Raw genomic sequence first — 12,373 nt, 5'->3', positions numbered from 1 at the left:
ATCTGGCGCATGGTCAGGTTCGTCCGCCAGTACACCGCGACCAGCAGCACCCGGTCAGCCAGCGGCAACGCCCACTGCCGACCTGGCCGGCCATCGGCGATCTCGTCCCCACCCCGCGCAGCTACCACCCGCACCAGCTTGGGGAACTGGCCTGGTTCCAACCCGGTGAACGGGGCAATCCATTCCGACCTCGACGCTGTGATCACCTGCACCACAACAACATGATCAACTATCGACCGGCCAGTCGCGCATCCGGGGTTACGTGACAACCCTTAGCTGTGCGGACGTTGGCGTTGTAGTGGGGCCGTCATGCGTGATCAGTGGTGCGGCGCAACCAGCCACGGTTGTCGCGGTGATGATCACTGCTGTGAAGGCCTTGCGGGGCAAGGGGTTTCTCCGATCAGAGGGAGTCGCGCCAAGTTGGGTGGGAGAGCAGGCGCGGCTGAACCTGCCGGCGTAAATTTCGTCGGCGGCAGGATTCTCGGGCACCCCAGCGTCGCTCGCCCAATCACGCACCATAGCGAAAGGTTGTGACACACGATTGTGAACGGGTGCATCAAACACTTTTGGGTGATGGCGAGTGTGTAGACCCCAGTCGATCGTGCCGGCAGACGATCGTCGCTTCCAGCGATTTGGCTCTCCGCAACCTCTCGCCCCGCCGATCAGCTCCTCGCGTGTTCTGTGGCTTCGGCCAACAGCTCTGCCTGTTGGAGGTTGTCGCCGCCGAAAGGCAGGCCCACCACTCGGTCCGCGCCCGCGGCGAACAGTGCCGCCAGCTGTTCCCCTGCTTGCTCTGGCCCACCCGTGAGCATGGACTGCCGCGCGTACTCCTCGGTCATGCCGTAGCCGGTGAGCATTCGCACCTGCGCGTCGACCTGTTCGGTCGGGAGGTCGCCGAGCGCCATTGCCACCTGTGCGGTCACCGCCGGCTTTCGGCCGGCCCGCTCGGTGAGTTCGCGCACCCCGTCGGCGAGGGTCGCCGGCGGCAGGAACGCCGGGTACCAGCCGTAGCCGTGGTGGACCACACGGCGCATTGCGGGCAGCCCGCCGCCGATCAGCACTGGCGGCATCGTCCCGCCTGGTGCCAGCGTGATCTGTTCGCCGTCCACCTGCGTCGATCGGCCGGCGACGAGGTCGGGCAGCGCCGCCAGCGCCGCGTACGTGCGTGGCCCCCGTTCGGCGAACGGCATCCCCACAGCGCGCCATGCCGCGTCGCCGTGCACGACACCGCCGGTGCCGACACCGAGCAGTACTCGATCGCCGGACAGGAGCTGCAGTGTCGTGATCTGCTTCGCCGCCCACGCCACCGGACGCAGCGCGAGGATCAGCACCCCGAAGCCGAGCCGAAGCCGACTTGTCGTGGCGGCGGCCTGCGCGAGCAGCAGTGTGCTGTCGAGTTTCGGCGCGACCGAGATCAGATGGTCACCCGTCCACACCGACTCCAGGCCCACCTCCTCCACATGTTTGGCGAAAGCACCAGGGCTTCCGATCGCCGGTAGCGTGATGCCGACGTTCATCGGGTCACCAACAACGTCTTGCCCACCGTCGCGCGGGTCTGGATCGCGGCGTGTGCTGCCGCGGCCTCCCCGAGTGGGAAGCGTTGCCCGATGATCGGCCGCAGCCGGCCCTCGGCTGCCTTGCTCAGGGCACTTTCCGTGTACGCACGCAGCTCCTCCGGCGTCGCCGACGGACGAACCAACGTGACCCCGCGCGCCGCGGCGTCCTCCTCACCGATCTCGGCCCAACTCCCACTCGCCAACCCGAAGCTCACCATTCGGCCGCCAGGGTCAAGCAGCTCGAAGGCGGTCCGCGCGACCGTGCCGCCGACACCGTCGAACACCACGTCAACCGCCCCGACCGCGTCACGCACCTGCTTCGGCCAGCCTTCGTCGGTGTAGTCGACGGCGACCTCGGCACCAAGCTCCGTCGCCACCGCGACCTTCCGCTGACCACCCACGGCCGCGATCACCCGCGCGCCAGCCGCCTTCGCGAGCTGCACGATCAGACTGCCCACCCCGCCGGCCGCTGCCTCCACCAGCACCCGCTCACCCGGCTTGAGCGCCACGGCACGGGTCATCATGGTGGCGGTCCTACCATCGGCCAGTAGCGCCACCGCCGTGTCCAGAACAACGTCGTCCGGCACGCGGAAGATCGCACCCGCATCCACAGCGACCCGCTCCGCATAGCCACCCGACCCGCCGGTGCTCGTGACCACTCGCACGCCAACCAGCTCCGACGAGACGTCCGGCCCCACCGCCGCCACGGTTCCGCCGACCCCGTTGCCGGGAATCATCGGCAGTGACGCCGCGAAAGGACCGACCCCGGTCGCACGGAACTGCGTCTCGACGAACGTGATGTTGACGTACTCGACGTCAACGAGCACCTGGCCCGGCCCCGCGACCGGGTCTGGTGCCTCGCCGAGAGCCAGCACCTCGGGCTCACCGAACTCCCGCAACCACACCGCACGCATCAAGATCCTCCGATCGGTAGGAGCCCAGCGTGCAACCTTAAGTTATGTTGAGGTCAAGGCCTGGCGGCACAGCTGATCATCGTCGGTCGCGCGTGGCCCTGAAATGGGTGCTAGCGCCGGTCGGGTGGTTCACGTCGCAGCCGGTTGCCGAACAGGCCGAGTGCCCCGGTGGCCAGGATGATCAGCGTCAGCACGACCACCATCAGCGAGAACCCGATCTCGGAGTGGATCATGTCGTTGATGGCGGACTCCACCCTCTGCATGTTCTCCTGCTGCTCCGCCACGCCCGACTGCCGTACGCCGTCGATCAGTGCGGACTCCAGGTTCGACTGGGCAACCACCATGGTCACGACGGTGGCGATCAGCGTCGCGGCGGCGAGCCCCGCGCCGCTGAGCAGCCGTGTCCTGAGCTGTGGGATCAGTACCGTCAGCACCCCGGCCGCCGCGAGGACGGCCAGCACGATGGCGAGTAACTGCACGCCCGGATCTGGAGGTCGCACGAGGTCGGCCGGTGTCTCTGGGTCGCCGGCGAGCTCCTGCAGCTCGGCGGGCACGTCCGGCTCCACTCCGCTCACCAGGTGGCTGCCCGTGTAGTCCGCCCCGGCCTCGCCGTAGTCCGGCACGTCACACGACACCGAAACGAACGGCAGGAGGAAGAACAACAGCAGCACCAGCGCGAACCCGGCAGGGCTCCCGAAGCGGGACAGAAACTTCACGGGCGGCCCCTTGCTAGACAACCGAGTGGCGGCAGGGTAGCGGACCGTGCCGACAGCCGGGTGGCGCGCGTGTGCTGGTGCGCCTCGGGCATGATGGTCGCTCGTGACAGAGCACTTCCAGGTACACGGCGGCGCGCGACTGGCCGGTGAGGTCGACGTGGTCGGCGCCAAGAACAGCGTGCTGAAGCTGATGGCGGCGGCGCTCCTCGCGGAGGGCACGACGACGCTCACGAACTGCCCGCAGATCCTGGACGTCCCACTGATGGCCGAGGTCCTTCGTAGCCTCGGCTGCACCGTGTCCATCGAGGCCGACACCGTCACGATCACCACCCCAGCCGACCTCAACCACCGCGCCGACTCGCCCGCGATGGGCAAGCTCCGCGCGTCGGTGTGCGTGCTCGGTCCACTGGTGGGCCGCTGCAAGCGGGCGGTCGTCGCGCTGCCGGGTGGCGACGCGATCGGATCGCGCCCGCTCGACATGCACCAGAACGGCCTCCGGCAGCTCGGCGCCCACAGCGAGATCGAGCACGGTTGTGTGGTCGCGGAGGCCCAGGGCCTGCACGGCGCCCAGATCTGGCTTGACTTCCCGAGCGTGGGGGCGACCGAGAACATCCTCATGGCCGCCGTGCTCGCCAACGGCACCACGGTCATCGACAACGCGGCGCGCGAACCCGAGATCGTCGACCTCTGCACGATGCTCCAGCAGATGGGCGGCAAGATCGAGGGGGCCGGCACCTCGACGTTGACCGTGCACGGGGTGGACGCGCTCCAGCCCACCGAACACCGGGTGATCGGCGACCGCATCGTCGGTGCCACCTGGGCCTTCGCCGCCGCCATGACCAGGGGCGACGTCACCGTTCGTGGCGTCGACGCCCACCACCTCGACCTGGTGCTCGAGAAGCTGCGCACTGCCGGCTCCGAGGTGACGATCATCGACAGCCAGTCGTTCCGCGTGGTGCAACACGACCGGCCGAAAGCGGTCGACTTCGTGACGCTGCCGTACCCGGGCTTCGCCACCGACCTCCAGCCGTTCGCCATCGCGCTGACCTCGATCGCCGACGGCACCTCGATGATCACGGAGAACCTGTTCGAGGCCAGGTTCCGTTTCATCGAGGAGATGGTGCGTCTCGGCGCGGACGCCCGCACCGACGGCCACCACGCGGTGGTTCGCGGCGTCGAGCGCCTGTCGAGCGCCCCCGTGTGGGCCTCCGACATCCGCGCGGGCGTCGGCTTGGTGCTGGCCGGCCTGTGTTCCGAGGGCGTTACCGAGGTCTGGGACGTCTTCCACATCGACCGCGGCTACCCGGGGCTCGTGGAGAACCTGGTCAAGCTGGGTGCGGACGTCCGCCGCGTGACCGGCGAGCCGGAGCGGAGCTGACCTACCGCACATTGTTCCTGCTCCTTCCTCGCTCCCGCAGTCGCACGGCGACGAACACGACAACCGCGGCTGCCACGATGCCGATGACGATCTTCTGGAAAACACCCGCGTACTGGTCGACGACCTGCCAGTTGGCGCCGAGCAGGTAACCGGCAACGACGAAGACGCTGTTCCAGATCAGACTGCCGAGCGCGGTTAGTGAGAGGAACTGCCACACCGGCATACGTTCGATACCCGCGGGTAACGAGATGAGGCTGCGGAACAGGGGCACCATTCGGCCGAAGAACACCGCCTTCGTGCCGTGTTTCGCGAACCAGCCTTCCGTGCGGTCGAAGTCCGACTCCTTCATCAGAGGGATTCGGATGATCAGGGCACGGACCCGGTCGCGGCCGAGCCACGCGCCAACCCAGTATGTGAGCATCGCCCCGGCGACCGACCCGAGCGTGGTCCAGAACAGCGCCATGAACAGGCTCATCGTGCCCTGGCTCGCGGAGAAGCCGGCCAACGGCAGCACCAGCTCGCTGGGTACCGGCGGGAAGATGTTGTCCAGACCCACGAGCAACGCGGCACCAGGGCCACCCAGTGTGTCCATGACGTCCACCGCGAGGCCGGCGAGCCCTCCCGGCTGTTCAGAGGCGGCCACGATCATCTAACTGCTCCTTCGGATCGGTTGTGGATGATCACGACGCTACGTAGCCGGGCGGCGGTGGGCATTGCGGGAAACCGCATAAAACAACTGTGGTTTTCCGCAGTCCACAACTGCGGTAAACCGCAGTACGTCGCCGCTAATCCGCCGCTAACCTGGCGATATGTCTTCGAACGCGCACCTCGCACGCCGTGCCGTACTCGGCGTGGCCGGCCTGGTGCTCGGCAGCATGATGACCTTCGCGGAGCTCGTCTTCCTCGTGGTGCTGAGGTGTGCTCGTGTGATCCCCGTCGCACGGCCCCGCATCGACGCGCTCGGCAGGAAACTCGTCGACCTCAATCGTCGGCGGTTGGTCTGGTTCCTGAACTTCGACGATCACTTATATGTGGTACCCGACCCGCGGCGCGCCGATTCCTACCTGATCCGCAGAAGTGGTGTCGGCACCATCGGCTTCGGGATCCTCTTCCTCGTCATTCTGGGCGCCACATCCGCCTTGATCATGCTCTGGCAGCTTGTCCTCGGCAGACCGATGGGCGGCGGGGACGACCGCGGCAACACCTGGGGCGAGGTAGTCCTCTTCGCTGTGGTCGGGCTTCTCCTGCTCTTCGTGGCGGTGTGGGGGCTCATCGGCATCGCGGTGCTCGAACGGGCCGTCGCCGATCGCTACCTCGGGCCGTCCGAAGAGGAACTGCTGCGACGCAGGGTCTCGGAGCTGGCGACCACGCGCGCGGGAGTGGTGGAGGCGGTCAACGACGAGCGTCGCAGGATCGAACGCGACCTGCACGACGGGGTGCAGCAGCGGTTGGTCGCGCTGGGCATGTTGCTCGGCCGGGCGTTGCGGGCGAGAGACCTGGTCCACACGACCAAGCTGCTGGAACAGGCGCACGAGGAGTCCCAGCAGGCGTTGAACGATCTGCGCGACGTGACCTGGCGGGTCTACCCGGCCGCACTCGACAAGGACGGGTTGCACGCCGCGCTGGAAGGAGTGGCGGACAGAGCGAGTGTGCCGGTGGGGCTGCGTTACGAGCTGACGTCGCGACCGAACCTGGCAACCGAGACGGTGGCCTACTTCGTCGCTTCGGAGGCGGTCACCAACGCACTGAAACATGGTGATCCGGGTGGCATCGTGATCGCGGTGACCAGAGAGGGGGACGAGATCGTCGTGACGGTCCGCGATGACGGGCGTGGCGGTGCCGACGTGACCGGCTCGGGGCTGTCCGGCTTGGCGAGCCGGGTGGCGGCCGCGGACGGCGCGTTCCGCGTGACCAGCCCACCAGGAGGTCCAACGACGGTGACGGCGCGGCTGCCGGCGCCACCGGAGCCGTCGAAGGGCGACCATGGGCTCGGTGAGCTGCGGTCGGGCGCTGGGACACCGAGCGTGAGCTCGCCGGTTGGATTGGAGGTGTGACTGGGTGCGGGTGATCCTCGCCGAGGACTCGACCCTTCTGCGGGAGGGGTTGGTGCGGCTGTTGGCCGAGGAAGGGCATGAGGTCGTGGCCGCGGTCGGGGATGCTGACGCGCTGCTCGCGTACACCCGGCGTGAGATGCCGGATGTCGTCGTGACCGACGTGCGGATGCCACCCACCCACACCGACGAGGGGTTGCGTGCCGCGCTGGAGATACGGGAGCAGTGGCCGTCGGTGGGTGTGCTGGTGCTGTCCCAGTACATCGAGAAGCGGTACGCCACCCAACTGCTCGCGGGGGACGGTGAGCGGGTCGGTTACCTCCTCAAGGACCGGGTCGCGCAGGTGGGGGAGTTCCTCGATGCGCTGGCCAGGGTCGGCGAAGGAGGTGCCGCCTTCGACAAGGAGGTGGTTCGGCAGTTGGTGCAGCGGACCTCACATGTAGACCCGTTGAGCATGCTCACCCCGCGGGAGCGCGAGGTGCTGGAGAGGATGGCGCAGGGACAGACGAACCCGGGTATCGCGAAACAACTGCATATCTCGCTGTCGGCGGTGGAGAAGAACGCCAACGCGATCTTCGACAAGCTCGGCATCGTGAACGACTCGGCCTACAGCCGGCGGGTGCTGGCGGTGCTCCGCTACCTGAACTCGTGACGTTGTGTTGAGTGGTGCATACGGGGTAAGAAACATGACGGCCCTTCGAAAGGAGTCGGCATGCGCACCCGCGGCATCGTCCCGGCAATGGCTCTCCTGCTCACCGTTGGTCTCACGGCGGCGCCGGTCGCCGGCGCTGATCCAGGCAAGGTACCGGTGGCCACCGGGTTCGGCGGCGCGGTGGTGTCGGACACGATCGAGTCGACGCAGGCGGGCATCGACATCCTGAAGAAGGGCGGCACGGCTGCCGACGCGGCGGTCGCGGTCGCGGCCACGCTCGGCGTGACCGACCCGTACGTCGCCGGTCTCGGTGGTGGTGGCTACTTCGTCTACTACGACGCTCGTACCCGGCAGGTCCTCACCATCGATGGTCGGGAGACGACACCGCGCGCGGGTAGCGAGACGATGTTCGTCGACCCCGCGACCGGGCAGGCCTACGCCTTCCCGAGGGCCGTGACCAGCGGACTGGGCGTCGGCGTTCCCGGCATGCTCGCGACCTGGGAGCGGGCGCTCGACCGGTGGGGTCGGTTCTCGCTCCGGGACAACCTGAAGCCGGCCATCGCGGTCGCGGACCGTGGCTTCACCGTCGACGCGACCTTCCGGGAGCAGACCAGGCAGAACCAGGCTCGCTTCGCGCAGTTCGGGGCCACGGCTCAGCTGTTCCTGCCCGGCGGCGACTTGCCGGCCGTCGGCTCGACGCTGCGCAACCCGGACTTGGCCAACACCTACCGGCAGATCTCCCGCGAGGGCATCCGCGCGCTCTACGGCGGCGCCATCGGCCAGGACGTCGTGGCGGCGGTGCAGCACCCGCCGGTCGCGCCGGGAGCGACGATCGACCCCCTCCCTGGCCTGATGGCGATCGGCGACCTCAGGGCCTACCGCACGATCGACCGCCGGCCGACGCACGTCAACTACCGCGGTTACGACGTGTACGGCATGGCGCCGTCCTCGAGCGGTGGCATCACTGTCGGCGAGTCGCTGAACATCCTCGAGCAGTTCCAGCTCTCGGGCATGGACGAGGTGCAGGCGCTGCACCACTACCTGGAGGCCAGCCGCCTCGCGTTCGCGGACCGTGGGCGCTACATCGGCGACTCCGCGTACGTCGACGTGCCGCAGCGGGCGCTCCTCTCCGACCGGTTCGCAAAGCAGCGGGCCTGCGAGATCGACCCTGCGGCAGCCGCGCCGGGCGTGGTTCCGCCAGGCGACGTCAACGGATCCGGTCAGTGCACACCGGCAGAGCAGGCAACACCCGGCGGCAACGAGGGCGACCACACGAACCACTTCGTGGTGAGCGACCGGTGGGGCAACATCGTGTCGTACACGAACACGATCGAGCAGCTCGGCGGCAGCGGAATTGTCGTGCCGGGCCGTGGTTTCCTGCTCAACAACGAGCTGACGGACTTCAACTTCGTGCCGACGCAGGGCACCGCACCGGACCCGAACCTGCCGGCGGCGGGCAAGCGGCCGCGGTCGAGCATGTCGCCGACGATCGTGCTCAAGCACGGCAAGCCGTTCCTCGCGGTGGGGTCACCGGGTGGCGCCACGATCATCACCACGGTGCTGCAGATCCTGGTGAACCGCATCGACCTCGGCATGACGCTGCCGGAAGCCATCGCGGCACCCCGCGCATCCCAGCGAAACGCGGCCACCACACAGGTGGAACCGGCGTTCCTCGCGCTGCCGGCGCGGGCGGGGTTGGCGGCACTCGGCCACCAGTTCGCGATCAGGGACACCAGCGCACTGGACCCGTCGATCAAGATCAGCCCGGACATCGGGGTGGCATCGGGCCTCGAGTTCGTGGGCAAGGGCAAGGTGATCGCGGCCGGCGAACCTGTGCGCCGCGGAGGCAGCGCGGCAGCGGTGGTGCATCCAGTGGGCTGATCTGCCGGATGAAGCTGCTCGTGCTGAAGGATGAGTGCGGCAGCTGACACGGCGGCGGCCGTGGACAGAGTGCGATGGCCGCCGCCGGGCTTCAGGGGCGGATGCAGCTGAAGAAGTCGTGGAGAGAGGGCCGTGGCGGTGACGCGGCACCGGCAGTCGCGGTGGTGCATCGAGTGGGTTGATCTGCCGGGACGAAGCTGACGGCGCTGAAGGAAGAGTATGGGCAGCCGAAAGGGCGGCGGCCGCGGACAGAGTGCGATGGCCGCCGCCGGGCTTCAGGGGCGGACGCAGCTGAAGAAGTCGCGGAGAGAGGACCGTGGCGGCGACGCGGCACCAGCGGCCGCGATGGTGCATCCAGCGGGTTGATCTGCCGGATGAAGCTGCTCGTGCTGAAGGATGAGTGCGGGCAGCCGACACGGCGGCGGCCGCGGAGAGAGTGCGCGGTAGCCGACGCCGCCGTCAGACGGACGTAGCTGAAGTGACGGCGACGCGCCCGCCCGGACGGAGATTCGGGAGATATCGGTGGCGCACGAGTGTCCCTTTCGCTCGGACTGGCCACCGAAAGTTGTCCACAGGGGCGCGCGACCTGGGGTTTTGTCTGTGTGGCTTGGTACGATGGCCTCGGGGTGGCCCCCCGGGTATGGGTGGGGGATGCCTACGCAACCATCTGTGTTGGCGTTGATCATGGACGCGATCTTGCCGGAATCCTTGGGGGAGGATGGTCGCGTTGGGGGAGCGTTCGGCGGACGGACTCGAAGTGCAGTTGCGGGAGACCGTCAGGTGGGGCCGTGGTTAGTCGGTCAGCAGGGTGTTGATCGCGGTTGCCTGGTCGGATGGGAAGACCAGGATGCGGAGGCCGTTGCCCTCGGGGTCGGGGACCGTGGTGGCGCGGACGCCGACGCTCTGTAGTCGTTCCTCCACTACGCGGGCCGCGGTCGAGGATGGGACCTTTGCCACCTCGCGGAGTAGGCCGTAGTCCTTGCGGTGGGCCTTGTCTGTGTCCAGGTTCGACGCCCAGCGTAGGACGAGCGCCAACAGGACCATGACGCACAGGCCGATCAGCAGCGCTGACACCCCATCATTGTCGCTCCGTCGCCATGGTCGCACCAGAGGGTGCTGCGGCATTCACCACACACGCACTGCCAGAGAGGTTACTGGCCAGTACGCTCATGGGGCCCGCGTCGACGGAGGTGGTTCCGATGCCGTACCCAACCGATGGTGAGCGGGACCGGCCATGGGTGATGCGGACCTATGCCGGTCACTCCTCCGCTGCCGCGTCCAACCGGCTCTACCGGCGCAACCTCGAGAAAGGGCAGACGGGACTGTCCGTCGCCTTCGATCTGCCTACTCAGACCGGGTATGACCCCGACCATCCGCTGGCTCGCGGGGAGGTCGGCAAGGTCGGCGTGCCGATCGGCCACATCGGCGACATGCGGCAGCTGTTCGACGGCATCCCACTCGCCGAGGCCAACACCTCGATGACCATCAACGCGACCGCCATGTGGCTGTTCGCGCTCTACGTGGAACTCGCCAAGGAGCAGGCCGAAACGCAGGGGGCCGACTGGCACGAGGTCGTCGCGAAGCTTGCCGGCACCACCCAGAACGACATCATCAAGGAGTACCTCTCCCGCGGCACGTACGTCTTCCCGCCCGGGCCGAGCCTGCGCCTGATCACCGACATGGTGGCCTGGACCGTCGCCAACGTGCCGAAGTGGAACCCCACCAACATCTGCAGTTACCACCTCCAGGAAGCCGGGGCCACGCCCGTCCAGGAGGTCGCCTACGCCATGTGCACCGCCATCGCGGTCCTCGACGCCGTGCGGGACTCCGGCCAGGTGCCGCAGGACAGGATGGGGGACGTCGTCGCTCGCATTTCCTTCTTCGTCAACGCCGGGGTGCGGTTCGTCGAGGAAATGTGCAAGCTACGTGCTTTCGCCCAGCTGTGGGACGAGATCACGCGTGACCGGTACGGGGTGGAGAACCCCAAGCACCGGCGGTTCCGCTACGGCGTGCAGGTCAACTCGCTCGGGCTCACCGAGGCGCAGCCAGAGAACAACGTCCAGCGCATCGTCCTCGAGATGCTCGCCGTCACCCTCTCGCGGGACGCGCGGGCACGTGCCATCCAGTTGCCCGCCTGGAACGAGGCGCTCGGGCTGCCTCGGCCATGGGACCAGCAGTGGGCGTTGCGCATGCAGCAGGTACTCGCCTACGAGACGGATCTCCTGGAGTACGAGGACATCTTCGCCGGGTCACCCGTCATCCAGTCCAAAGTGGACGAGATCGTGGCGAGTGCCAAGCAGGAGATCGCGCGGGTTCAGGAGATGGGGGGTGCCGTCGCCGCGGTCGAGAGCGGGTACATGAAGACCCAGCTCGTCGCCTCGCTCGCCGAGCGGCGGCGTCGGATCGAGGTCGGGGACGAGATCGTCGTCGGCGTCAACCGGTTCGAGAACACCGAACCCAGTCCCCTCGAAGGGGAGGGCGCCATCGAGACGATCAGGCCGGAGGTCGAGCAGGAGGCCGTCGACGAGATCAGGAACTGGCGGACGCTGCGCGCGCAGTCCGAAGTGGACAAAGCATTGGAGCTGTTGACCTCCGCCGCCCGCACCGACGCGAACCTCATGGAGGCCACACTGGAGTGTGCGCGTGCGGGTGTGACGACCGGTGAGTGGGCCGGCGCGCTGCGTGAGGTCTTCGGTGAATACCGTGCCCCGACCGGTGTTTCCGGTGCTTCCGCCGCCGGTGAGGCGAGCGGCGAGCTGGCCGCCGTGCGGGAACGTGTGCGTGCCACTGGTGAGGCGGTCGGTGGACGGCTTCGCATGCTCGTCGGCAAGCCCGGTCTCGACGGACACTCCAACGGCGCCGAGCAGATCGCCGTGCGTGCCCGCGACGTCGGCTTCGAGGTCGTGTACCAGGGCATTCGGCTCACCCCGGCGGAAATCGTGGCCGCCGCCGTCCAGGAGGGCGTGCATGTCGTCGGGCTGTCGATCCTCTCCGGATCGCATCTCGAGGTCGTGCCGGACGTGGTCGACGGGCTCAGGGCGGCCGGAGCGGCGGACGTGCCCGTCGTGGTCGGTGGCATCGTCCCGCCCGCGGACGCTCAGGTACTGCTGCGGCGCGGGGTCGCTAGGGTGTTCACGCCCAAGGACTACGAGCTCACCGAGATCATGAACGAGATCGTGGACGTCGTCCGGGAGGCGAACGGCATCAACACGACCTTGGGGTGAC

At 68.0% G+C, this 12,373-nt stretch carries 10 protein-coding genes and 1 pseudogene; 5 read left to right on the top strand and 6 right to left on the bottom strand.

Annotation, left to right across the window (positions count from 1 at the left end):
- The 4 genes and pseudogenes from VF106_RS15810 to VF106_RS15795 all read right to left on the bottom strand — a co-directional run.
- Positions 1-212 (bottom strand): annotated as a pseudogene (locus VF106_RS15810) (IS5/IS1182 family transposase); the annotation flags it as partial.
- A 450-nt stretch (positions 213-662) separates the two neighbouring features.
- A complete protein-coding gene (locus VF106_RS15805; protein ID WP_330840457.1) occupies positions 663-1,517 on the bottom strand; it encodes an LLM class flavin-dependent oxidoreductase in 855 nt (284 codons plus the stop codon).
- Positions 1,514-2,470 carry a zinc-binding dehydrogenase gene (locus VF106_RS15800; RefSeq protein WP_330840456.1) on the bottom strand — a complete coding sequence of 319 codons (957 nt, stop codon included), beginning with the start codon at positions 2,468-2,470 and terminating at the stop codon, positions 1,514-1,516. Before VF106_RS15800 ends, VF106_RS15805 begins: the two co-directional genes overlap by 4 nt.
- 110 nt (positions 2,471-2,580) lie before the next feature.
- Entirely contained in the window at positions 2,581-3,186 is a 606-nt protein-coding gene (locus VF106_RS15795; protein ID WP_330840455.1) for a hypothetical protein, read from the bottom strand.
- 103 nt (positions 3,187-3,289) lie between these two features.
- Between VF106_RS15795 and murA the strand changes: the two genes are divergently transcribed.
- Positions 3,290-4,564, top strand: coding sequence for a UDP-N-acetylglucosamine 1-carboxyvinyltransferase (murA, locus tag VF106_RS15790; RefSeq protein ID WP_330840454.1), 1,275 nt, complete (start codon positions 3,290-3,292; stop codon positions 4,562-4,564).
- A 1-nt stretch (position 4,565) separates the two neighbouring features.
- Here the strand turns inward: murA and VF106_RS15785 are convergent, their stop codons facing one another.
- Positions 4,566-5,213 (bottom strand): DedA family protein, encoded by a 648-nt coding sequence (locus VF106_RS15785; RefSeq protein WP_330840453.1) that lies wholly within the window; start codon positions 5,211-5,213, stop codon positions 4,566-4,568.
- A 160-nt stretch (positions 5,214-5,373) separates the two neighbouring features.
- Between VF106_RS15785 and VF106_RS15780 the strand changes: the two genes are divergently transcribed.
- The 3 genes from VF106_RS15780 to ggt are packed head-to-tail and all read left to right on the top strand — an operon-like array spanning position 5,374 to position 9,148.
- The gene (locus VF106_RS15780; protein WP_330840452.1) at positions 5,374-6,618 is read left to right on the top strand and encodes a sensor histidine kinase; all 1,245 of its coding nucleotides are present in this window, start codon (positions 5,374-5,376) and stop codon (positions 6,616-6,618) included.
- A gap of 4 nt (positions 6,619-6,622) precedes the next feature.
- Complete coding sequence (locus VF106_RS15775; protein WP_330840451.1) at positions 6,623-7,267, top strand: response regulator transcription factor; 645 nt, start codon at positions 6,623-6,625, stop codon at positions 7,265-7,267.
- Between the two features lie 60 nt (positions 7,268-7,327).
- Entirely contained in the window at positions 7,328-9,148 is a 1,821-nt protein-coding gene (gene ggt / locus VF106_RS15770) for a gamma-glutamyltransferase (RefSeq protein ID WP_330840450.1), read from the top strand.
- Between the two features lie 792 nt (positions 9,149-9,940).
- On the opposite strand, the gene VF106_RS15765 is transcribed toward ggt, so the two are convergent.
- Positions 9,941-10,222 (bottom strand): hypothetical protein, encoded by a 282-nt coding sequence (locus VF106_RS15765; protein WP_330840449.1) that lies wholly within the window; start codon positions 10,220-10,222, stop codon positions 9,941-9,943.
- Between the two features lie 125 nt (positions 10,223-10,347).
- Between VF106_RS15765 and VF106_RS15760 the strand changes: the two genes are divergently transcribed.
- The gene (locus VF106_RS15760; RefSeq protein WP_330840448.1) at positions 10,348-12,372 is read left to right on the top strand and encodes a methylmalonyl-CoA mutase family protein; all 2,025 of its coding nucleotides are present in this window, start codon (positions 10,348-10,350) and stop codon (positions 12,370-12,372) included.
- Position 12,373 lies beyond the last annotated feature (1 nt).

Source organism: Actinophytocola sp. (assembly GCF_036378875.1).
Lineage (GTDB): Bacteria > Actinomycetota > Actinomycetes > Mycobacteriales > Pseudonocardiaceae > Actinophytocola.
The sequence above is the reverse complement of the archived record's forward strand: the minus strand, read 5'-3'. Positions and strand labels throughout refer to the sequence as shown.

Excerpts from the sequence above, each read along its gene's own strand:
- VF106_RS15800 (WP_330840456.1), bottom strand. The coding sequence starts at position 2,470 with ATGCGTGCGGTGTGGTTGCGGGAGTTCGGTGAGCCCGAGGTGCTGGCT.
- VF106_RS15785 (WP_330840453.1), bottom strand. The coding sequence starts at position 5,213 with ATGATCGTGGCCGCCTCTGAACAGCCGGGAGGGCTCGCCGGCCTCGCG.
- VF106_RS15780 (WP_330840452.1), top strand. The coding sequence starts at position 5,374 with ATGTCTTCGAACGCGCACCTCGCACGCCGTGCCGTACTCGGCGTGGCC.
- VF106_RS15805 (WP_330840457.1), bottom strand. The coding sequence starts at position 1,517 with ATGAACGTCGGCATCACGCTACCGGCGATCGGAAGCCCTGGTGCTTTC.
- ggt (WP_330840450.1), top strand. The coding sequence starts at position 7,328 with ATGCGCACCCGCGGCATCGTCCCGGCAATGGCTCTCCTGCTCACCGTT.
- VF106_RS15760 (WP_330840448.1), top strand. The coding sequence starts at position 10,348 with ATGCCGTACCCAACCGATGGTGAGCGGGACCGGCCATGGGTGATGCGG.